The following is a 23077-nucleotide window of genomic DNA, read 5'->3' on the forward strand; positions in this document are numbered from 1 at the left end:
ATGTTATTTTTTCGCCTTTTTTATTATTAAACGGCCAAGCGCTTTCATCCTTGTAGCCTCTGCTTTGGTTAATTGCGCTTGGGAAAATCTTGATTTTATAAAATATTGGTTAAATTCTTCCAGCTCCCGAGACAAACCAGGATACTGTGATTTCAAAGTCAAAAGCGCCTGTGAGGGCGTCAATTTGTGTAACTCTTTTCCTGCTAATTTGCAAATAGCATGATGAAGCCTGACTGCCTCAGGCAATTTAACCAATTGCTTGCGTTGCAGGTACCAAAACCGAGCAACAAACATGGCTATTAGCAATAAAAATACACTAAGCGCTGGTAATACCCTGTGATACTGCCCAAATAAATCTCGCAATAATCTGGACTGTTTTTGATGATCAAAGTTTAGTACCCAACGAGTCCATTGATAATCAAGTTGTTCAATCTGAAGTCTGACCCAATTTACCAAAGCCAGATTGGAATAAGTCATCAAACTCAGTCCAAGATTGTCCTTAAATTCATCTTCCAGCTCTGTTAATTCAGATAAAGACCCGATCAGCCTGTCCGGCGCTACCCAAGCGGTGGGATCCAGACGATACCAACCTTGCTGAGGAACATAATACTCAACCCAGGCATGCGCGTCGTATTGATAAACACTGTAATATCCGCGCTCTTCATTATATTCTCCGCCAAGATACCCTGAAACAAGTCGGGCAGGGATGCCAGCTGCGCGTAACATAAAGGCAGCACTAGCAGCATAATGACCACAAAATCCTTCACGCGTCTCAGTTAAGAAGGTGTCAATACTATCTCGGTCACTTATCCTTGCGGGCTTAAGTGAGTAACGAAATCTATGTTCGATAAAATACTGTTTCATCTGCTCTATAAAGTCCGCAGTATTGTCAGTCGCGTTATCCCATCGTATTGCCATTGCCGTGGCCAGCGGATTGATTTCTTCAGGTAAAGCGGTATTGAGTCGGTACTGCCAGTTGACCATACCTGCCCCTGTAACATGAATAGGCGTCACCTGATATTCCATACTACTACTCAGGTGGTTTTGCATAAACAAAGTACCAAAGTGATTGGTATTCACACCCCGTGTAACTGACTTAGCCTGACCAAGGTTGTATAACCAGGTTTTTCCCGATGGCCTTGCGATGATTGTATAGCTTTCACCGACCGCACGATATGGTGCTTGCAAGGGAACGTCATGATGTGCTGAAATCCGCCAACGTTTACCGTCAAACTTGTCATGGACTAAGGTCCGCCAGTAAAAAGGCGGTTTCATCTGAGCGTTGTCAGGAAGAATTGCCCTGAATACCAATTCGTCTGAGCGAGATAACTCTGATATTTCAAACGGGTCTATGTCCTCAGAGAGCCCTGTTTGCGTTTTCTTCGCGCCGGGGAGCTGCCAAAACGGAGAAACTTTCGGCAGAAGCACAATCATGATTGCGGCCAGAGGGAGTGCTAATAACAGGTGCTTTGTCGCTTGTCTGATTGCGCTGCGTAATTCAATTTCATGTTCAATCCAGAGCATTTGCGCCAGATTGATCACCAGAAGTGCAAGCACGAATAGTAAAGACAGAACATTCTGAGAGAAGATAAAAAAGCAAGGATAAACAAAAAAGTTGAGCAGCTGCACTGACATGGCTTGTTTTTTTGTTTTTGCCTGAATGGTTTTTAGTGCACATGCCCCTAATAATAATGAAACGAACATTTCCACCAGATTAGAAAAACCGATTGCGACAAATACCACCAGAATAATGGTAAAAGCCAATAGATTTATCATCTTTTCGGATGGCCCTTTAACCAAGTTCTTGTAAATAGCGAGCTTAAACAGCACTATTAGCAACATGGCACAGGTAAACACCAGGCCAAAACTGTTGAAAAGCAAGGTACTGACTAAACCATAGAGCAGTGTTGTCATTAAGGTTTGGGAGCTTATGAGTTTGTCAGAAGTCACTCAATGCCTCCAGACACTTTTCCCTATGTTTATCTCCCCGATCAGCGTTTACCTGTGTGGCATTGTTCAACCGCAGGGCAAAAATATCGCCTTGTTTATCAGCCTCAAGCACCTGATAACACAGCTTCGACAGACGATTTTCCTTGTTGCCATCATGAGCTGCATAATCAAAAGTATGCTGAGAATAATAGCTATCGCCACTGTATTGCTTCACCAAAAGCTGCTGACTCTTAGCAAAATGTCGCCAGGAAATGCGGCTTTTACTGATTCCAGGCCTAAAGCGCTCTAAGCCATCGAAGTTCTCATGACTTTGGGTGCTTTGATGCACGTATTGCCCTTGCCCGGACGTCTCTTCCTGTTCACTATATGTAAATTGGCATGGCAGTGGAGCAGGGTAGACACAAAATGTCTTGTCTGCATTTAAATAAGTCCAGACACGTACTAGCCCAAAAGGATAGCAACTCGATAGTTTGAGCCTACCGAGCTGGTAGCGCCCTCGTAATTCTGGGTGTAAAAACAAAGACACTACTTGATTACCTTGCTCATGATTACCACTACAATCACTAAAGTCGAAGTCCTGGCTGGTAATATCCAGTGAGTAGCAGTCATGTGGTGTATTGAGCTTTATCAATACTTCTACCGGTTTAGAAGCATAGTTGTTCTTAATATCCAGTAACTGAATTGTCAGACCATGCAAATTAAGGTAGCCGTATATCAATGCCAAAACCAAAATAAGCAGCATGACATAAGCGACCCCAAGGATCAGGTTATTCTGGTAGTTACTACCTAAAATAAAGTTCAGGATCACCATACACAAAAAAAATGCGCCCTGTTTGGAAGGAACAATATAGATATTATGGTGTGAGAGGGTAAGCTGCGCAGCACTATGCTTGCGCTTGATCATGTCAGTCAACCAGGACTGCAACCAGTCACTGCCCATGATTACAATACAACCGCCACGTTATCAAAGATCCCTTTTACTACATCTTCTAGTTCGTTGGCGGAAATGTTCAGGCGATGCCCTGCAACGGCTGAAAACACGGCTTGTACATCATCAGGTAATGCGTAGTCACGCCCTTGAGTGAGTGCATAAGCACGTGTTGCAAGGCCTAATGCAATGCTCGCTCGTGGTGACAGGGGATCACTAAACTGGCCACTATAGCGCGTAAAATTCACCAGGTTAATGATATATTGTACTATCGAATCTGACAGATTAACGGTGACAACGGCCTGCTGCAGGGCCGCCAGCGCAGTTAAATCTAATACGCATGACAGCTCGCTCAGGGATTGCCTTTGCAGATTATTGCCCAATATCAGGCTTTTCTCAGCATGCTCATCTGGGTAGCCCAGACTTATCCTCAGGAAAAAACGGTCTAGCTGGGACTCAGGCAAAGGATGTGTGCCTGACTGATGCAAGGGGTTTTGCGTGGCAATGACAAAAAATGGTTCCGGCAAAGGGTGAGTCTTACCATCTACTGTCACCTGACGCTCTTCCATTGCCTCTAGCAAAGCGCTTTGCGTCTTGGGGCTGGCACGATTGATTTCGTCTGCCAGTAATACCTGACTAAAAATAGGCCCGGGGTGAAAGTCGAAACTCTGTTGCTGGGTATTAAAAACACTTGAACCGGTAATATCGGCGGGTAAAAGATCACTGGTGAATTGAACACGCTGATAACTCAACCCAAGTACATTGGCAAGGCCATGGGATAGGGTGGTTTTACCCATTCCGGGTAAATCTTCGATGAGCAGGTGCCCTTTACATAACAAACAAACAACAGCCAACCGGATCTGTTCTTCTTTGCCTAATATCAGCTCTGATAGCTGATCAATTATTGCTTCGGTGGTTTTATTCATGCAATCATTTCAAGTCTTTTCATTACTGAATCAACTTTTTTCGCGTTAAAAGGCTTAGCAATAAAACCTTTCGCACCCAATTCCCAGGTATTTTGCACATTTTCCAGGCTGTTATGCCCTGAACACATAATGACATGAACATTGGGGTAATTTTCATTGATGTACTCAAGGATTTGTGTGCCATCGGTATCGGGTAACTCTATATCCAGGAAAATAACATTAGGGGATTTTTCTGCCATCAATGGCATTGCAGATTTAAAGTCCTCTGATTCATAGACTTCTTCAAAACCCAGGTTTTCAAGAATATCTATCAGGTAACTGCGTACATCCTCAACGTCATCGATGATCAAAATTGGTTCTAGGGGTCTGACAAGTTCCATATTGTATTTACTTCTTTTGAACGACAAGGCTAATACTAAGACAAGCGCAATGTGAGCTCAATGGCAATTTATAAATTAACTGTAAATTCATCATAGCGATGAGCAGCGAGTAAATAGAAGTTACATAGAAGCACAGTGGACAGGCATAAGGCTAAATCATCAATTGTTTTATCAAAGTCCGAGAGTCATTATCTGAGCCCATCATAATTATCACAAGCTCGAGGCCAACGTTGCTGACTCTGTAGGTTGATGTCAGGTTTTGCCGAATAAGAGAACTTGAAAAGATTGCCATGCTATAAACTGAAAATGTCCGATACCGTCTAGTATAGGACATTACTATATTTATTAAGCAATCTGAAGAGCGCTTGTGACTAGCACAATTAACATCCTATAATTTATATTATGTTAAATAAGGTATTTATATCAACTCCTTCGAATGTGGACTAAGCTTAAATCAGTTTTACTATGAGCTTTCAGCAATGCTAATTGCCTTGTTTCTGTTATACAGTTTGATTACTAGCTACGCCTTTGCCTTTGATACAAACGGTAACCAGATCAGTGTAACCTATCGTGATTATAAAGGTACTCATATTGTTACGGGCCGAAAAATCGGTGACCATTCATTTCATTACAATATGAATGCCTCCAAGCAGATCCAGGTGACGACCCTGGAGTGGCAACCCTACATTGGTCAGAGCTTATGTAAGCAAGGCTGGGTTATGCAAGCTGTAATTGCTTTATTGCACAGTCAGAATTATGGTGCAACGGTTACCTTCTACCCCTGGGCACGCGCCGTAGCCTATGCGGAGAATGGCAAAGTAGATGTGCTTGTCCCAGAATACTATATCGAGCCGGAGGCACCATCGGATACTTTTCCAGGCACGCGGCGTTTGGATCATCTCGCGCTCACTGATCCATTTGGCTGGGGTCCCATTGCGCTTTATAAACGAAAGAACTACAACACTGACCACTTTACAAGCCTTGTAGCACTGACAGATGAACGAATTGGTGTTGTCCGGGGCTATCAGAATACCCCCGAGTTTGACCGTTTAATGGATGCTGGTAAATTTGACGTTATTGAGGCAGTTGATGACGCCCACAATATCAGGCTGCTAATGGCTGGGCGCGTGAACCTAATTATCGGAGACCCGGAAGTCATTAAGATGGAGCTCGAAGCATTGTCTCAAGAGCATAGCAATTCATCTCAGATGCAAAACTTAGTCATGGTTGAGCCCATATTACAAATGAACGGGCTGTTCTTTGCGGTCTCCAAGCGTAATAAACACGGAAAAACGCTACTGTATGAGCTTAACCAGGCTATCGCTGAGTTTAAACAACATGGCGTCCTGGATGAGATAAAATACAATACAGCCAAAAGCTGTAAATAGCATTTATGTTCAGTTTCGATATAAGAAACACTAAAGCGCCCTGCTGTTCGTGCCTAATTTATTGACTCATTGTTCTTACGTGTCGTTAGCATACTCTATGTGTCAAAAAAAGGAGCAGAGTTGTCGCCCCTTTTATATTGCGCATTCAATTTAACATAACAGGAATTACCTGTTTTTAGGTCGCTATAACCTATTAATGCAATGCAGCGGTAAATGGAATGCTTTCGCAGATCTCGGATTCGGCAATCAGTATTTCTTCGAGACGAGCATCGATGATGGCCTTGTCAAAATATTCGTAACCAAGCTCAACAAACAGATTTTTATGCTTTTCCTCTGACTTAGCAATGGTCACGTAAAAGTCTTTTTCTTTGCCTTCAGGTAAGGCTTCTGCAACCAGAGAGAAACGCTCATGCCCCCTCGCCTCTATTACCGCAGCAACTAGCAGACGATCAATTAGAAACTCATCTGAACCCTGGCGAAATAAGGCTCGCATTTTTTTAATGTAAGGGTCGGCTTTGTCATTGCCTAACGTCACGCTGCGATCGGTCAATAACTTCAGAACCTGCTTAAAATGAATCATCTCTTCAATCGCAAGATCTGCCATCGCCTTTACCAGCTTTATTCGATCCGGATAATGACTCAACATTGACATCGCCATGCCCGAGGCTTTTTTCTCTGCGGCTGCGTGATCTTGCAAAAAAGTATCAAACTCAGCCATAACTTTATGGGTCCATTCAAATGGAGTATGGAATTTTAATTCAAACATATATTACTTGTTCAGTTACCTGTTTCGGGCATTTTACCCAAGTAGGGCATCGTATTACAACGCTGCCCTGAGCTAACTTTGATACACAAAGCTAGTATCGGACATTATTTTAATCCACTATATAGTTGAGCTGTACAAAATACTATCTCTGTCTGCTTTGCCGTTTCTGGTTGACTCAATTTTTAGTGGATGAACAATTTGCTTCCAGGCAGTCACTTTACCGTGCTGATTAAGGTTCGGCATGCGAATATTGGTATTAGTGTGCACTCCGAGAAAGCCCGAGAGTTGTTGTAAGCTATCCGGCTGGGAAACATCTAATATTAAATGCTCTATCTGCTTCGCCTCTAGAAAGCTCAGTAATTCGTAGCGATGCTGATGATAAATATCAATAAGATACTTATCACATGAGATATTTTCAGCACTTAAGTTCTTAAAGGTATCAAAATAACAACGCTTAAGTGTGTCATTGAACCCCCCTTGCTGGGTCTCTAATCTGGGTAGCATACGGGTAAGCAATTGCCTGACAGAAGGTATCCAGCACGTCATTGCTCTTTCAAGATAAACAAAGCGGCTGTCTGGGTATCGAACTGCGAGCTTTTTATAGTCGTTAAAGACGGGGGTATCTGCTATGACCTGCGCCTGATTTAGCGCATCACGGGTGTAGGCTGTATGTGCTGTTTTAAACCCAAGTTCGAGAAATGCAGCACAAACGCTGGTAGTGCCAGTTCTTGGCAAACCGGCAATAAAGACTTTTTTCATTAAACAAAATAACAATAGAGATTAATAATTGACAGTGCCAGCAGTGACAGAAAACTCAGTGCCATACTAATTACGCGCATCTTAAGCTTCACCTTGTTAAGCGCAATCGAGTGTAAAACCCGGCTAACTAAATAGGTGCCGCCTGTGACGTACAACCAAATTGCCTGCCCTCCCTGAAATTCCAGAGCAAATAACAAGATTAATAGTAATGGCGTATATTCCATGAAGTTGCCATGTGCACGGATCGCACGCTCTAGTTCAGGGTGACCGCCATCCCCGAGAGAAACTTGGTTCTTATGACGTAACCCTATGATATCAAAACTGAGTTTGATATAAAAAAGTGTAAATAATGCAGCAAAAAATCCTGTTATCATGACGCAGACCTACTTGTAAGTATTATAAGTAGGTCCAGTATAGGGAGTTTATTCAATAAAATATACCGCATATACCTCAGCAGATAACGTCGTATCACCGGTATTGTAAGCCTGGCTGACATCCATAGACTCAGCGGCCATCATTTTACCTCGGGCGTAAGGTTGTACCGGCACATTCATCGGTGAAAATGACACAGAATACAAACGGCCCAGATCAACATCAAAGTCATCGGCCAGCTCTCTGGCTGCGGCCTTGGCCTCTTCAATAGCTGATTTCTTAAGCTTTTTCATATATTCGGCTTTATCTTCAACAACAAATTCTGTGTTATTGAACTGGTTGATGCCGCTGTCCACAAAAGCCTGAAGCAGGTTGGGATATTCAGCGAGATCTTTAAGCTTAACAGTCAGGCTGCGATTGACTCTAAAACCTTCGAATTCTTCTTCATTAGATTTGCGGTTGTAGCGTGTTTGACGATGAACATTGAGTTGTTGCGCATGGATATCCTTACTCTTAATACCGAAGTCTTTCGCTATCTGGATAGCCTTTGCCATGATTTGGTCAACATTTGACTTGGCGTCAGGCAACGACTTATGTTTTTCTGTTATCGCGACGCGAATGATGGCGGCATCAGGCTGCACTTCCATAGACGACATCCCTTTAACATACAAATGTGGGCCTTCTGGTAAACTGCCTGCGTTTGCACAGGCACTGATTGCGAATGCTGCGGCGGCTAAAAGTGAGCGCATGAACGCCTCCTTACTTTGATTCAACAAAATGTGTGGTTTATAAAACCACATGCTTTGCGCCAATTAAAGCACAAGTTTGTTAATCAATGCTGAATGTTATACGCTTTGTGTAAAGAGCGCAGAATAAAGGGTTCTTCCTGCGCAAAAAACAAGCCGGTGTGGGCTGAAATAATCGCTTGCTGTAAGTCTGGTCTTTCCAGCGCGGATTGTAAAAAGTCGACAGCGCGCTTACCCTCATTCGATTTCGCACAAGCGATATAACCAAAAATGGTCAGGCCAGCTTCTTCAATTGCATGAAAACTATAGCCGTTAAGAGCCTGAGCCGATGGGTGTTCATTAATAAATACAGAACTATATTCAATAATGCCATCCAGCTTGCCCTGACTTAACATAGTTCTCAGTCGAAAAGCACTTTGATTTCCTTGCGATAACCAAAAGGCCCGTCGGTTATCTAAAATAAAATTGTCGATATCCAGACCATAAGAGCGCCCCTCTGAGACACCTATATTAAGCCCCATTCTGACAATGGTGCCCAGTGACACTGTATCTGGAATGTTCGGTTGATCTTTTAGTATCAATCGGTTGGCAGGAAAAGACATCAGCGGATAAGGCGTAAACAATGCCATGGCTTCCCTTTCTGGCGTTTTTACTTTGTTATACAAACAGGCTTTAGGGTTACGCACCAACTCACGCCACTCTCTTTTTCGGCTGGCCGGCATGAAAGTCAGAATTAATTTACCCTCGAGTGTTTCTTCGAGTTTAAGCAAAAGCTGTGTAGCCAAATCGGCTGGGGCTTTATTTGAATCAGGGGAATAATCAGACACAATGTCTATGTGAATAGGCTCACTGCGTAACCCGAGAGAAAAAAACAACAGTGCTATCATGAAGGCATAGCGCATTTAGTTCACCTACATCGAACATCAATGCAAAGCCGGTTTTGCTGGGATCCTACTACAGAGCAAAATGGGGTCGGATTGCACAGACTTTCTATCAGTGCTCCATGCACAGCCCAACGCTATCTTTATAGCGCTTCATACTGATAATAAGTGTGGCGCAAAATTAGTAAATGCGCCACACCCTTTATTTTACTGGCTTAGACACTGCAACGTTTGTAGTTACGGTACTCAGGTAACCAGTAATTTTTCTCGATTGCGGCCCAGATAAGGTCTTCCGGCATTTCCAGCGCCACGCCCTCTTCCATTGCTTTTTTAGCCACAGCAAAAGCAATGCGTTTGCTCAATGGTTCGATCTCAACAAGTGAAGGGAGCAGACTGCCCTTACCTGTATTAGCCCAAGGAGAAGACTCAGCCAGCATCTCACTGGCAATCATCAGCATAGATTCTGTGATGCGTGATGCTTTTGCAGCCAAAACACCCAAACCAATACCTGGGAAAATATAGCTGTTGTTACACTGTGGGATAGTGAATGTTTCACCATTAAACTCTACTGGCTCGAACGGACTACCAGTCGCCACTATCGCCTGGCCTTGGGTCCATTCAATCACGTCTTTTGGATGGGCTTCTACCTGACGAGACGGATTGCTCAGTGGGAAAATAATAGGACGTTCACACCCTGTGTGCATTGCCTTAATCACCTGTTCGGTGAACAACCCTGGCTGACCGGATACACCGATCAAAATGTCAGGTTGCGCACAATGCATAACATCCAGCAAAGAGGCATATTCGCCACTGAAGTTCCATGCCTCAAGTGCTGATTTCGACTGAACCAAAGCTGCCTGGAAGTCACGTAACCCTTCCATGCCTTCCGTTAGCAGGCCATAACGGTCAACCATAAATATTTGACTACGTGCTTGTTCATCAGAAATACCTTCCGACACCATTTGCGCAATGATTTGCTCTGCAATCCCACAACCAGCAGAGCCGGCACCGACAAAAACGACTTTTTGTTCAGACAGCTTAGTGCCTTTAACACGGCAAGCAGCTAACAATGACCCAACGGTAACAGAGGCTGTTCCTTGAATATCGTCGTTAAAACAACAGATCTCATCACGGTAGCGGCTCAGTAAAGGCATTGCATTCGGTTGAGCAAAATCTTCGAACTGAAGCAAAACATTGGGCCAACGGCGTTTTACAGCTTTGATAAACAAATCGAGGAATTCGTCGTATTCTTCTTGAGAAATACGTTTATGGCGCGCTCCCATGTACATCGGGTCATTAAGTAGCTTTTCGTTATTTGTACCTACATCAAGCATGACTGGCAAAGTGTAAGCCGGGCTAATCCCACCACAAACGGTATAGAGCGCAAGCTTACCGATCGGGATCCCCATTCCACCAATCCCCTGATCTCCCAGGCCCAGAATGCGCTCACCGTCAGTTACAACTATGACTTTTACCTTATTTTTAGTTGCGTTGCGCAGGATATCATCGATTTGGTGTCGCTCTTCGTACGAAATAAATAACCCTCGAGAGCTACGATAAATGTCTGAAAACTTTTCACAAGCATCCCCTACAGTCGGGGTGTAAATGATGGGCATCATTTCTTCAAGGTGATCACGGACCAAACGGTAATATAAGGTTTCGTTGTTATCCTGGATGGCGCGCAGATAAATGTGCTTGTTAAGGTTGTCGCTGAAACTAGAAAACTGCTGGTAACAACGTTCGACCTGCTCTTCAATGGTTTCGAAGCGTGGCGGCACGAGACCTGTGAGGTTAAAGTTTTCTCGTTCGCGCTGACTAAATGCACTGCCCTTATTTAATAGCGGAGTTTCTAAAAGCGTTGGGCCAGAGTATGGAATGTAGAGATAATTGGGATCGGATTGTTTAGTCATATTTACAAGCTGTGACTCGTTAATTTAAGTACAAGGAATTATTATTGCGCAAATGCATTAAAATTCAATGAATTTTAAGCATGTCAGACCAATAAAAAACGGCTCTGATTAAACATGGTCAATGCGTAAACAGAGCCGTACATTATACGATAAATCCCAAATAATCGCCAAGGTTACTCGCTGGATTCTCCCATAGCCGCCCCTTCTCTGCGAGGATCAGCTCCCCCGATTAATTGATCATCAGTGACTTCTATGGCGTGAATACCAGAATTAAGGTCTCTGACGCGCACAACGTGTCCTTTTTCCTCTAAAATTGGCTTCAACTTTGTTACGTTAGTGCCTTTCTCAAGTGTTGTGTATCGGTTGCGATTGGTTACCCGGGGTAAGTCAATCGCCTGTTGCGCAGACAATCCCCAATCGAGTACGCCAATCACCGTTTGAGCGACGTAATTTATAATTCGACTGCCACCTGGAGAACCAACAACCAGTTTGAGCGAGCCATCTTTATTAAACACCATGACAGGCGACATCGAACTGCGTGGCCGTTTATTCGCTTCTACCCGATTAGCAACCCATAATTCTCCTACTTTCGGTGATAAAGAAAAATCTGTTAGTTGATTATTCAGCAGATAACCATTCACCATAACAGTTGAACCAAAAGCCATCTCAATCGATGAGGTCATGGAAACGGCATTCCCTTGAGCGTCAACGATGGACAAATGTGTGGTTGATGGCAGTTCGTAACTGTCATCCTGAGCATAAGCCAACGAGCCCATACTAGGATCGCCAATTGGGAAATCGTTATTGTCTTTGTCACCAATTAACGAGGCGCGTTGCTTAAGATAAGCTGGGTTTAACAAGCCTTGTGTTGGCACCTCAACAAAGTCAGGGTCTGCGATATAGTAGTTTCGGTCGACAAACGCCAATCGAGAGGCTTGTGTAAACAGATGAATGGCCTCCGGGTCGTTCGGTTTATACTGACTTAGCTTCTTACCCTCCAATAGCTTTAGGATCTGTAAAACAGCAATGCCACCGCTGCTGGGCGGTGCCATCGAACACACCCGGTAGCTGTGGTAGCTAGTACAAATCGGGGCTCGCTCCTTGCTGTGATAGTTTTTTAGATCCGTCAACGACAAGGTGCCCGGGGCAATTTCTGCTTTTTGCACAGCACGTACTATGTCATCGGCATTTTTACCTTCGTAGAAGCCTTTGAGGCCAAATTCAGCCACCTCCCGGTACAACTTTGCCAACTGGGGGTTACGTAACACAGTGCCTGCTTCAAGTGGTTTACCGTCAGGATAAAAATACTCTTTGGCGGGAGACAATTTAGTTAGCCCCGGGTTTAGTTCCTTCTTTAATAGCATGTGCAACCGAGGTGATACCTTAAAGCCATTTTCAGCCAACGCGATTGCCGGCTTGAACAAGTGACGCCACTTAAGTTTGCCATACTTGTCATGTGCTTGTTTTAAAGCATGCAAAATACCTGGGGTACCAACAGAGCGGCCACCCACAACGGCTTCAATCCATCGCACAGGTTTGCCTTCTTTGTCTAAGAATAGCGATGGGTTTGCCCCTTTCGGTGCCGTTTCTCGACCATCAAAAGTTGTCAGGTATTCATTTTCTTTATCATAGTGAAGAATAAATGCACCACCGCCGATACCCGAAGATTGAGGTTCTACCAACGTCAATACCAGCTGAGCTGCAATGGCGGCATCAATAGCACTACCACCTTGTTGCAACATTAACTGCCCTGCTTTACTGGCATGCGCATTGGCTGCAACAACCATATACTTTTTGGCGATTTTTTCTTTTTTAAGCTGCAGTCCAGTCGCAGCCTCGGGTTCTCTGACTTCTCTGGTGTTATTGTCTAATGCTGAACAAGTGAATGGCAATACGGCGCCAAGCGCCAGAGCGGCTAGTGATAGGCGATGTTTCATAGAGTCTGGAAATTCTTCTGATAGATGATTGGCATCATAAAAGTAAACAGGCACAATATGCAAAAAAATTCTAAGAAATATTATGTTTGATCTGCCATTAGCGCCCCGTTACGTCTTACCGCCAGCGATTTTGATTGCCTTTTGTACATTACTTATGTTGCCACCCGTTCAGGAGTTATTACTGTTTAACCGTGAGCTGATCGGCCAAGGTGAGTTGTGGCGGATCTGGACCAGTCAGTATGTTCACACCAATTGGATGCACTGGCTGCTGAATGTCATTGGTATCGTGTTTATCTGGGTATTACATGCAGAATACCGCACGCCCAAAACTTATATGATACATCTACTGTTACTCGGTCTTTGGACTGGAATTGGTATTTGGCTATTTTGTCCGGATATTCGTATTTATACTGGGCTAAGCGGACTGCTTCATGGTGTGATCGTCTGGGGAGCGATAAAAGACATCAAAATCGGTGAAAGAACTGGTATTCTGTTATTTTTAGGTATTCTAGGTAAGCTTGCCTGGGAGCAGTACGCCGGGCCCAGCGCTGAAGTAGGAGAGCTCATTTCGTCACGCGTTGCCATTGAGTCACACCTGATTGGTGCTGTTGGTGGTATGGCGCTGGCTTTGCCTTTGCTATGGCAAAAAAAATAACATGATTGTGGCGCAGCTCGAATAAACTGCGCCACGCATTAATTATAAGTTTTCTTTAAACAACTTATAGATACGACGATATTCGTCCAGCCAGCTCGAAGGCTGCACAAAGCCATGCGGTTCTACCGGATAAATTGCCGTTTCATAGTTTTCTTTCTCCAGTTCAATCAATCTTTGTACCAACCGAACGACATCCTGGAAAAACACATTGTCATCAATCATGGGAGCATTGATCAACATAGGCTTGTTGAGGCCTTCAGCAAAGTAAATTGGTGAGCTACGGCGATAAGCAATAGGATCATCCACCGGACGATTCAGAATATTAGACGTGTAAGGGTCATTATAGTAAGCCCAATCTGTGACCGGTCTAAGCGCTGCCCCAGCCTGGAATAATTCAGGCTGAGTGAACAAAGCCATAAAGGTCATAAATCCACCATACGATCCGCCATAGGTGCCGACTGCGCCCTTATCAACATTGACGTTCTCAACCATCCAGTTTACGCCATCAGCCAAATCTTCGATTTCTGGCTTACCCATATGACGATAGATAGCCGTACGCCAGTCTCGTCCGTACCCCTTTGATGCCCGGTAGTCCATGTCCATTACCACATACCCTTCGCTTGCAAGTAAAGAGTGAAACATAAACTCGCGGAAGTACACTGACCAGCCGAGGTGAGAGTTTTGCAAATACCCAGCGCCATGGTTGAAAATCACTGCTTTACGGGTATTGCCTTGTTCTCCTTCCTGATAATCAGCAGGATAGTAAACTTTCGCATAAATAGGTTGGTCGGTATGGCTAGATGGTACCGCAACGACTTTAGGTGCAATGAGTTTTTTACTTAAAAACGCCTCAGAGACTGTATTAGTAATTTGCTTTATTTCACTTCCAGGTTGAGCATCTGCAATAAACAACTCTGGAGGCATGACAATTTTTGAATGCGTCAACAAGAGTTTGCTCTCATCCGGACTCAATACATAATCTGTCATACCATCGAGATTGGTTAATGTTTCCAACTCACCAGATTGCAAATTTACACGGTATATTTCGTAAATACCTGGGTGCTTTTTATTCGCTTTAAAATAGATAGCAGCGTTGTTTTTAGTTAGCGTCAACTCTGAAACTTCGAACTTTCCTGATGTTAATTGGGTCGCTTTTCCATTTAGAGGCTTGGTGTACAAATGGCTGTAACCTGACTCTTCAGACAGATAGTACAGCGTGTTTTTGTTATTGAGCCAGCCAAAATCATTGTGTGTATAGTTCACCCAGGCTTCATCATACAAGCGATGCTGAGAGACAAGTTTATTGTTGCTAAAGTCAACCGTAGCAATCCAACGGTCTTTGTTGTCCCAGGACTCTAGCATCAATGCAACTTCATTTCCCTGCGTATTCCATTGAATGGCTGATTGATCCCAACCCCAATCGAGCATCAATGAGATATGACGTGGGGCTTTTTTACTGCTATAGGTTTTACCTTGTGCCTCAGCGTTTTCTCTCCTGACCTGTGCTAACACATCTTCATCAAAACCAGGTAATGTCTCGTACCCCAGTGATTGTTGCTGTTTAGTGTTTAGGTCAATATATACCAGTGTGTGTTCGACCGGTTTGTTGTCTGCGACACGACTACGAGCCTTAACCGGGTCGATATTACCATCCTGTGTCACATAGTTTGGCATGATATCCTGAGCACTTCGTTCGGGGATGTCTTTGGTAATGGCTACAATGAGTTTGTCACCTGCCGGAGACAAGCTGCTTTCTACGATGCGCTGGTCTTTGCCCAGGTAAAAGAGATTGTTATCTAAGGTGCTATTTTGATCTACTAACGCTTTTTTGCGGCTCTGTGCGTCTTTGGCATTCTTATGCTGTAGTGCCACGTAGCCGATCAATTGATGCTGCTCTTGTGCGATATAACTGGCTGGCTCAGTGACGCCCGGCGGCGCATCCTCGACTATCAATTTAGCCAGCTCTGTTGTCAGGCCAGTGGTAAGATCAATCGCATAAAACGTATTGTCCGCAAGATACGCTAGTTGCCCTGAGGTCAAAAACTGAAGTCGCTCGGCTTTTTGGCTTGTTCTGGTTAACTGTGTTACCTGGTTGCTGCTGATATCTTTAACGAACACATTTCCTGCAAATACATACGCCTGAAGCTCACCGTCATGAGAATAAACAGCATTTTCCGAACCTACCTGATGTTTGTCAGATAAGGCAACCTGTTCAATTCCCTGTCCATCATACTTAAACGTGTCTCTTAGTTTGCTCCCTGATTGTTTTTGTTTAAACAAAACAGATTGGCTATCTGCACTCCAAAAACCGTCTTCAGGCTTTCTGCCGAGCCAATCTGGGTCTGCCATTGCCTGTTCAAGGGTAATTACATCAGAGCCTGTTGTTTCGGCAGTCGTAGCTACAGCTGCTGGAGGCGTATTTTGGGAAGCTTGATTGTTATTACTGTTTTGTGTGACCTGACAACCAGCCAAAAATAAAGCGGATGCCACGGCGAGAGAAGTAAGAGATTGTTTCATTTTATGAATTATCTAAATTTGCAATTGAAGCCTAATTTAAGCAAATGAAACCGGATAATTCGAACAATTTTAGATAAACAACCAGACAGAGCGTTTATTGCAAAAAAAAGGCCAGTAAAGCTACTGGCCAAATACTCTCTGCGCTCACATAGTCGTTGATGGACAACGAGTATGAAATGAGGCCTATCCACGCCTCATAAAAGTAGACCTGCGAGTGATAGAATAAGTTCCAAAAAAATTCATTTTTTTTATTTTTTTTGTAATACCTTGTTCTGCTGTGCGAATCGAACCATGTATTGATTCAATGAAGAGACCAGTTGCCTTTTACAGTGTAACCAGACCATCCAAAATCAATAACAACATAACGCCACTGACGATAAACCAAAGTACAGATGCCATAACAAAAGGACGCCAGCCACTTTGGCGTAACATTGCCATCGAAACACCGCTGCCTATCAGAAATAAGCTCGCAACCAATACTGACTTGGCACCACTATAAAGTACAGACCACACAGGCTGGTAATCTGGCAGCCAGGTGTTAATCATAGCCGCAGCAACAAAGCCGATGATGAACAAAGGAATACTGGCTTTTTCAGAAGAGCGCCAGAACACACCTGCCATAGCAGCATACGGCACAATCCACATCGCCCGGGTAAGTTTAATCGTAGTTGCCATCGTCAGAGCAACAGGCCCATACACCGAGGCCGCAGCAACAACACTGCTGGTGTCATGAATCGCCAGCGCACTCCATAAAGCAAACTGACTCTCCGAGAGCGAAAAATAATGTCCGAGCCAAGGAAAAACAAGCAAGCCAAGCGCATTCAAAGCGAAAATTACACTGAGTGAAATAGCGATTTCGTCCTGTCTGGCCTTGATCACCGGCGCCATTGCCGCAATCGCACTGCCACCACAAATTGCTGTGCCAAATGAGATCAAAGTCCCCGTGTTGCGATTAAGGCGAAACACTTGGGTGAGAATTTCACCCAGGCCTATCGTTGCCGTGATACTGACGATGGTTAACACCAGGGAGCTGCGCCCAACGGCCAGTACTTCTTCGATATTGACGTTAAAACCCAATCCAATAACGGCCAGTTTTAATAACCATTTTGATGCGTTGTTGGAAAAATCCGGTAAGGGGTTACCTAATACAAGTGCAAATCCAAGACCGATGAACAGTGCTGAAGACGCGCTGGCAAAAGGTGATAACGCGAATAAGAATGCTAATAAAAATAAAGCTTTATGGAAGCCTGGTCGTTCTAACAAAATATGTACGCTCGCACGCAGTCACCAGATGAAACTGCGTCGGGTAATCATAAACCCCGACGCGATTATGCCCTAGTTGAGAATTAGAGCATGGCTAGTCTCGGCTATACCAGGATAAGCCGCTTCAGGGAGTATCTCAGCCAGATCAGCAAGCCGCTCACCCAACTCGTGTAAGCTGTTCGCTGACACGTTAATATGCCCCATTTTTCTTCCGGGTTTGGCCGTTTTACCATACCAATGGCTGGTCACACCGAGCGTCTGCAATACGTTAGTTGGAATGTTTTCCTGTCCCAATACATTGATCATGGCAGTAGGCCTGATAAGACTGGTATCACCAATGGGCAATCCAGCGATAGCGCGAATATGGTTTTCAAATTGGCTAACGTGACACCCTTGTTGTGTCCAGTGACCTGAATTGTGTACACGTGGTGCAATTTCATTAACCAATAACGTGCCATCAACATCAAAAAACTCAATTGCCAGCACGCCAACATAATCAAGTTCGCTGGCTACCGCTGAGAATGCCGATTCAGCCTGAGCTTGAATTGCAGACTTCTCTTTTCCTGCGATAGATAATGTTAGCACGCCATTAGTGTGCTGATTTTCTGTCAACGGATAGATACGACATTGGCCATTACGATCTCGCACACCAATAATTGACACTTCACGGTCGAATGGGATCATTTGCTCTGCAATAATGGCATGAGGAACCGCTTCGGTACCGGCAGCCAAAAACTCAGACATTTCCTGCCAGATAGCCTCAATTTCATCGTCATGCTTCACGCGCCATTGACCCTTGCCGTCATAGCCGGCCTGGCATGTTTTAACGACAAGCGGCTTACCCAGTTTTTCAACTGCTGTCAGAAAATGTGCTTTTTCGGTGATCAATGCATATGGAGCACAGGCCACCTGCGCTTTTTCTAGCAAGGCTTTTTCTTTAGCCCGATCACCACCGGTCAAAATGGCTTCAGCTCCTGGATAAAACTTACCCGTTTGCTGACATACCGCTAAAACGTCCGCCGGAATATGTTCAAACTCTGCGGTAATAGCATCGACGTCCGCTATCGCTTGGTCAAGTGTTGCACTGTGCGCTTCAAACGTTACCGGGTTAATGATTTGCTGACTGGAAACATCGTATGCAGAAACCTGAATATCTAAGTGAGTGGCAGACAAGCTCATCATACGAGCTAACTGGCCTGCACCTAAAACTAATACTTTCATTACTACTCTGCTGGGTTAGGGTTAGCCAGAATGGTTTCAGTTTGTGCCTTACGGAACGCTTCTACCTTGTCGAAAATCTCCGGTTGTTGACAACCCAATATCTGCGCAGCGAGCAAGCCAGCATTTGCCGCGCCAGCATCACCTATAGCAAGCGTGCCAACAGCTACGCCTTTAGGCATTTGGCAGATAGACAGCAATGAATCAACACCATTAAGCGTTTTAGATTTCACAGGCACACCTAGTACTGGCAGGCTGGTAAATGCGGCAGCCATTCCAGGCAAATGTGCAGCTCCACCGGCGCCAGCAATAATAACTTTAATGCCTCGATCTGCCGCTGAGGAAGCATAGTCAGCTAACAACTGTGGTGTACGGTGCGCAGAAACAACTTTTGTTTCGTATTCAATACCGAACTTATCCAGCATATCTGCTGCATGTTGCATTGTAGGCCAATCGGACTTGGAGCCCATAATGATGCCAACCGTCATAATTATTCCTCAGTTTAAATTGAACGATTTAGACGCAGTTTTTTGGGGTATGCGCCAACTTCAGGCGTATTATACCCAAGTGGCGCAGCAAAGCGAATCGACATTTCCATACTAAATAGATTTGCCAGGCTAACCCTCTCGCACTTCAATTTTAGGTTGTCCAGCTCGCGCTTCGCGCCAATGGTAGATAAATCCGTCAGGACCTAAAATTAAAAATAATAAAGCTAATCCACCAGGCACCAGCACAGCTTTGAGCACTGGGCCAAGTACATAGCTGTAAAACACGATAAACGGGATAAACAAAACATAACCAATAATCCGCTGCAACATAAAACCTCCTTCACAATTATTGAGCGCGCTCACATTTTTAATTGAGCGCGCTCAATTGTCAATATGTAACGGTCTGACTGTGCTGCTGTCTCACAATATGAAACAGCTCTGTCGTGCCAAAATGAATCAGTTCAAAACTTCTGAAGTAACGTCTAAGGTGCTGATTAATATCTGGTAGTTTATGTATGGGTGGCCAATTTTCATGGTATAATGACGAAAAAAATGGTGTCGAACTGCAATGAAGAAAAGTGAAAAAACAAAACAGCAAATCCTGGATGAAAGCTGGCAACTGTTTATTGCACATGGCTATCAGGAGACCTCCACCCGTCAAATAGCCAAAGCTGCGGGTATTGCCGTGGGAACTGTTTTTAGCCACTTCCCGAGTAAAGTGGATATTCTGAAAACAGCAATGCATCAGCGTATCGATGTAGTTATCGAAAATGCCATCAACACGGATCAACATCACTCTGCCAGGCTGAAGTTACGCCACTATGCCAGCCACCTGTTCGCTTTTTATTTGCAGCATCGTGAATTCAGTCAGGCACTACTTACTGATTTGCTTTGGCATCAAGCCTACTTTGCCGATCAGATATCGGCCTTTAAGGCGCTCCTTTTTGCGGAGCAAGAGTACGATGAAATAAAAGCGACAGTCATGATGGACTGTTACTTTATGACACTGATCCAGGGTTTGTCTGACCCTGCTTCTTGTGAAGATAGTATGCTAAGGATTCTTACTAATAAGCTGACTTTGCTTTATTGAATTTTATGTATGATGTGTTCTTAATATAGGATATATTAAAGGCAGAGCAAACCATGCCCTGCCTTTATCAGTTAACTGTGTTTCACTGTCAGTTTAGGCGCATTAGCACTACTTTTTGGCAGATACCAGATACTACCGGGCTCATTATTTGCGGCTCTGCGTTCAACATATTCAGACATATACCAAAATACACTCCCAAACAAAAATGCAATGCACTCTACCATCAAAGTGCCCAGATCATTTGGCGTCCAAAGATTCAACGCAGGTACAATTTCAGCGAGTACTGAAGTTATGGGTATCAAAACACACAGAAGAGCCAAACCTTTCAGACCGTTAATCGCCGTTTTGGCAGGACCATAAACAAAGGCACTTACCAGCACACATGCAAAACATGCATAATAAACAAACATATAGGCCTGATTAATATTCACCGGAGCCAGTGTCAGCCACTTGTTGCTAGCAAATACGGCCGCAATACCAATTATAGCTCCCAGGCTCACGCCTAGGGTAAGTGCTCCCATAACACGATAAGAGCGTCGCTGTACCGTGCCCTTTTGACGTCTTTTCTCTAACCAGAGAATATTGCCTGAGTAGAATAAACAGGCGCCTGCCAATCCCATGAAAAAATACGCCCAACGTACGAGGTCACCACCATAGCTACCAAAATGCAAACCAAAGAAACTTGATACAAGCCTTGCCCAGATAGTTTGCTGTGAGTTCGCAACGCTGGAAGACACCACGTTAAGTGTATAAGGATTAATAAAGATAAAGTCGTGTAATGCCCCTCTGGCTATTTCTGCTTCATTAACCACATCAATCGTCGCAAAAGCGGTTGGCTTATTAAGATTGTTAAGTTTTATCTGTACGACCCGATAACCAGGAGCATGAGATTCTGCTGCTGCAATCAACTCGCTCACCTTAGGTAGGTCAGCGATGTTACGCTCAATTTGTGAGGGGGCATTGCGAGGAAAAAGAGGCTTATCGCCATACAATTGAGCAAGTCCACCGTACAGCACATCATGAAATGCAAACACGCACACCGTAAACGCAATCACAACATGAAAAGGTAAACTCGCAATACCCAGCAAATTATGACCATCCAGCCAGAATCGCTTTCGCTCTCCCTGGTTTCGAACGGCCAGGAATCGTTTTACCAGAGTAGGCAATAGAAAGATGACGCCCGACACCAGTGCCAGGAAGTACAAACCCGCAGCAACCCCCATTACGAAGACGCCTGCCTGAGTATGGCCAATCTCCCCCCCGATGCCGGCAGTTCGATGCAACATATCCAGTAGTGCAGATAAAGTATTAACGGGCACCAGTTCAGTGATCAGCTGGTTATTCTCATCCAAGGTACCATGCCAGCGAATATCATCCAGCCGCAATCCCCGTGTCGACCCCTGCTCATACCAGCTCACTGGCGACAGAGCCTCATCAAAATGCAGACTCACACTGTTGCTCGCTTTTGGGTGTGTTTGTAAAACCGTATCCAATAGCACATCGTAACGTTCAGGCTCGATTGCAGTCATCTGGTGTTTTGTTGGCGTCGCCCAGCGGTCAATCTCGGGCGCAAACATCACCAAAGCGCCAGCAAAGAAGCCGATAAACAGCAGTAAACTAGAAGTGATCCCCGTCCAGGTGTGTAAACTCTGATAGGCTCTCAGAATATCCGCTCTTACCTTCATGACACTCCCCTTAATATCGCTAATACGGCAAAGCACGCGGCACTGACTGACAACAGGCAAAACCAAGCCCGAGCACCACTTCTAAACATGTAAGTAAAACTCAGGGCCAGCAACCAAATAGGTACACTCAGCCACATGTTAAACTGAGTTCTCCACAGTAACTCTGTATCGCTAATGGAAGACGCCAGCCCAGACGGACCAAACCAGGCAAACAGTCCAACAATGGAGAAACTTAATAATCCGCCACCAATGATTCCGGCAAGCGTTTTACTCAACCAATCAGGCTGTATCGGTGTATAGTTTTTCATTATTTATCTCTCACCATCAAAACCAAAAACGGGATAAGCATAAGTGACAGCATAATTACCATTAAAGAGATAAACAGGCTTACAGATAAACTCATACCGCTATAAAAACCAATCAATGCGGCTGAAAATAAAAAGTAAGCCAGAATACGCCAGCGACTGCTAATCTGTTTTTTTAACCAGCGCTGATTCTTGTTGCTAAGATAAATAACTGAGGCCCCTGCGATGAGCGCAAAGACCAATATAGAAGTAAGCACTTTTCACTCCCTGTCATAACGTGAAGACCATCCTGTCCATTATACACAAACGGTATTGATAATCACTACCATTTACTTTATTGATAAATTCAATTGTGACCGCTTATTTTTTTAAAGTTAATTTGGGCCAACGTGTTTTCAACAAATGATAACTGCGGCCGAGTATGACCAAACTAACAGCGCCAGTTAACACTGGAAATAGCAAAAATGCCCAGCCCTGTCCGCTCAGCATAATAAATAACGGGTTTGCACCAGCTGGCGGATGCACGGTTTTAGTTAGGACCATAAGCGCTACAGCCAGGCCTGTTGCCAAACCCAAAGTAAACGGATTGACAGGTAAACAGAAGACAAATACAACCCCGATCAAGGCAGTCAGACTATGCCCGGAAATCACATTACGCGCCTTAGCAAGCGGGCTGTCAGGCACAGCAAAAATAAGCACACAAGAAGCGCCAAAAGCAGCCATCAGAAGCCAATACCCCTGGTCATTACGCCCGAGCAATGCGAGCACCATAATAGCCAACATAGAACCTAATCCAGCTGATAAAGATACAGTCCAATTGAGCACACTCTCCTCCTTAATTTAAGTAGACAAATCGTTCTACACCACCAATGTAGACAAGTTTGTCTACCCATGTCAAGATAGGCTCAAACGT

The 23077-nt window shown here is 44.4% G+C and carries 23 protein-coding genes; 3 read left to right on the forward strand and 20 right to left on the reverse strand.

Annotated features, from left to right (window positions below; translation table 11 throughout):
- Positions 1–3: 3 nt before the first annotated feature.
- Genes MHN31_RS08560 through MHN31_RS08575 form a run of 4 tightly spaced genes read right to left on the reverse strand, consistent with a single transcriptional unit; the run spans position 4 to position 4184 of the window.
- A complete protein-coding gene (locus MHN31_RS08560) occupies positions 4–1914 on the reverse strand; it encodes a transglutaminaseTgpA domain-containing protein (RefSeq protein ID WP_239444059.1) in 1911 nt (636 codons plus the stop codon).
- A 25-nt stretch (positions 1915–1939) separates the two neighbouring features.
- Complete coding sequence (locus MHN31_RS08565) at positions 1940–2854, reverse strand: DUF58 domain-containing protein (RefSeq protein ID WP_239444060.1); 915 nt, start codon at positions 2852–2854, stop codon at positions 1940–1942.
- Positions 2855–2892: 38 nt separating this feature from the next.
- A complete protein-coding gene (locus tag MHN31_RS08570; protein WP_239444061.1) occupies positions 2893–3804 on the reverse strand; it encodes an AAA family ATPase in 912 nt (303 codons plus the stop codon).
- Positions 3801–4184: a response regulator gene (locus MHN31_RS08575; RefSeq protein ID WP_010384695.1), complete on the reverse strand. Its 384-nt coding sequence runs from the start codon at positions 4182–4184 to the stop codon at positions 3801–3803. Before MHN31_RS08575 ends, MHN31_RS08570 begins: the two co-directional genes overlap by 4 nt.
- A 479-nt stretch (positions 4185–4663) precedes the next feature.
- Between MHN31_RS08575 and MHN31_RS08580 the strand changes: the two genes are divergently transcribed.
- On the forward strand, positions 4664–5572 hold the full coding sequence (locus tag MHN31_RS08580; RefSeq protein WP_239444062.1) for a transporter substrate-binding domain-containing protein: 909 nt from the start codon (positions 4664–4666) through the stop codon (positions 5570–5572).
- 193 nt (positions 5573–5765) lie between these two features.
- Here MHN31_RS08580 and MHN31_RS08585 read toward each other — a convergent pair whose 3' ends face one another.
- From MHN31_RS08585 to ggt, 7 genes are all read right to left on the reverse strand, one after another.
- A complete protein-coding gene (locus MHN31_RS08585; protein WP_125559529.1) occupies positions 5766–6338 on the reverse strand; it encodes a tRNA-(ms[2]io[6]A)-hydroxylase in 573 nt (190 codons plus the stop codon).
- Between the two features lie 117 nt (positions 6339–6455).
- Positions 6456–7097 (reverse strand): sulfotransferase, encoded by a 642-nt coding sequence (locus tag MHN31_RS08590; protein WP_239444063.1) that lies wholly within the window; start codon positions 7095–7097, stop codon positions 6456–6458.
- Positions 7097–7471, reverse strand: coding sequence for an MAPEG family protein (locus tag MHN31_RS08595; RefSeq protein ID WP_239444064.1), 375 nt, complete (start codon positions 7469–7471; stop codon positions 7097–7099). The genes MHN31_RS08590 and MHN31_RS08595 overlap by 1 nt, the downstream gene beginning before the upstream one ends.
- A 48-nt stretch (positions 7472–7519) precedes the next feature.
- Entirely contained in the window at positions 7520–8218 is a 699-nt protein-coding gene (locus tag MHN31_RS08600; RefSeq protein WP_194867269.1) for an SIMPL domain-containing protein, read from the reverse strand.
- An 83-nt stretch (positions 8219–8301) separates the two neighbouring features.
- A complete protein-coding gene (locus MHN31_RS08605) occupies positions 8302–9117 on the reverse strand; it encodes an ABC transporter substrate-binding protein (protein ID WP_125559537.1) in 816 nt (271 codons plus the stop codon).
- A 194-nt stretch (positions 9118–9311) separates the two neighbouring features.
- Positions 9312–11006: an NAD-dependent malic enzyme gene (locus MHN31_RS08610; RefSeq protein WP_125559539.1), complete on the reverse strand. Its 1695-nt coding sequence runs from the start codon at positions 11004–11006 to the stop codon at positions 9312–9314.
- Between the two features lie 173 nt (positions 11007–11179).
- Entirely contained in the window at positions 11180–12943 is a 1764-nt protein-coding gene (gene ggt / locus MHN31_RS08615; protein ID WP_194867268.1) for a gamma-glutamyltransferase, read from the reverse strand.
- An 82-nt stretch (positions 12944–13025) separates the two neighbouring features.
- On the opposite strand from ggt, the gene rrtA reads away from it, so the two are divergent.
- Entirely contained in the window at positions 13026–13598 is a 573-nt protein-coding gene (gene rrtA / locus MHN31_RS08620; RefSeq protein ID WP_239444065.1) for a rhombosortase, read from the forward strand.
- A 42-nt stretch (positions 13599–13640) separates the two neighbouring features.
- On the opposite strand, the gene MHN31_RS08625 is transcribed toward rrtA, so the two are convergent.
- From MHN31_RS08625 to MHN31_RS08645, 5 genes are all read right to left on the reverse strand, one after another.
- Positions 13641–16115 (reverse strand): prolyl oligopeptidase family serine peptidase, encoded by a 2475-nt coding sequence (locus MHN31_RS08625; protein ID WP_239444066.1) that lies wholly within the window; start codon positions 16113–16115, stop codon positions 13641–13643.
- 324 nt (positions 16116–16439) lie between these two features.
- Complete coding sequence (locus MHN31_RS08630; protein WP_239444101.1) at positions 16440–17381, reverse strand: putative sulfate exporter family transporter; 942 nt, start codon at positions 17379–17381, stop codon at positions 16440–16442.
- Positions 17382–17450: 69 nt separating this feature from the next.
- Positions 17451–18599: a 5-(carboxyamino)imidazole ribonucleotide synthase gene (locus tag MHN31_RS08635; protein WP_138538236.1), complete on the reverse strand. Its 1149-nt coding sequence runs from the start codon at positions 18597–18599 to the stop codon at positions 17451–17453.
- A 2-nt stretch (positions 18600–18601) separates the two neighbouring features.
- On the reverse strand, positions 18602–19084 hold the full coding sequence (purE, locus tag MHN31_RS08640) for a 5-(carboxyamino)imidazole ribonucleotide mutase (protein WP_125559551.1): 483 nt from the start codon (positions 19082–19084) through the stop codon (positions 18602–18604).
- Positions 19085–19213: 129 nt separating this feature from the next.
- Positions 19214–19414 carry a hypothetical protein gene (locus MHN31_RS08645; RefSeq protein WP_125559553.1) on the reverse strand — a complete coding sequence of 67 codons (201 nt, stop codon included), beginning with the start codon at positions 19412–19414 and terminating at the stop codon, positions 19214–19216.
- A 238-nt stretch (positions 19415–19652) separates the two neighbouring features.
- On the opposite strand from MHN31_RS08645, the gene MHN31_RS08650 reads away from it, so the two are divergent.
- Positions 19653–20174 (forward strand): TetR/AcrR family transcriptional regulator, encoded by a 522-nt coding sequence (locus tag MHN31_RS08650; RefSeq protein WP_239444067.1) that lies wholly within the window; start codon positions 19653–19655, stop codon positions 20172–20174.
- A 71-nt stretch (positions 20175–20245) separates the two neighbouring features.
- Here the strand turns inward: MHN31_RS08650 and MHN31_RS08655 are convergent, their stop codons facing one another.
- From MHN31_RS08655 to MHN31_RS08670, 4 genes are all read right to left on the reverse strand, one after another.
- The gene (locus tag MHN31_RS08655; RefSeq protein WP_239444068.1) at positions 20246–21859 is read right to left on the reverse strand and encodes a PepSY-associated TM helix domain-containing protein; all 1614 of its coding nucleotides are present in this window, start codon (positions 21857–21859) and stop codon (positions 20246–20248) included.
- Positions 21856–22167 carry a hypothetical protein gene (locus MHN31_RS08660; RefSeq protein ID WP_239444069.1) on the reverse strand — a complete coding sequence of 104 codons (312 nt, stop codon included), beginning with the start codon at positions 22165–22167 and terminating at the stop codon, positions 21856–21858. Before MHN31_RS08660 ends, MHN31_RS08655 begins: the two co-directional genes overlap by 4 nt.
- Complete coding sequence (locus MHN31_RS08665) at positions 22167–22421, reverse strand: hypothetical protein (protein WP_239444070.1); 255 nt, start codon at positions 22419–22421, stop codon at positions 22167–22169. The genes MHN31_RS08660 and MHN31_RS08665 overlap by 1 nt, the downstream gene beginning before the upstream one ends.
- 103 nt (positions 22422–22524) lie before the next feature.
- The gene (locus tag MHN31_RS08670; protein ID WP_343224685.1) at positions 22525–22989 is read right to left on the reverse strand and encodes an HPP family protein; all 465 of its coding nucleotides are present in this window, start codon (positions 22987–22989) and stop codon (positions 22525–22527) included.
- Positions 22990–23077 lie beyond the last annotated feature (88 nt).

Origin of the sequence: Pseudoalteromonas sp. McH1-42 (assembly GCF_022347845.1) — a bacterium.
Lineage (GTDB): Bacteria > Pseudomonadota > Gammaproteobacteria > Enterobacterales > Alteromonadaceae > Pseudoalteromonas > Pseudoalteromonas rubra_D.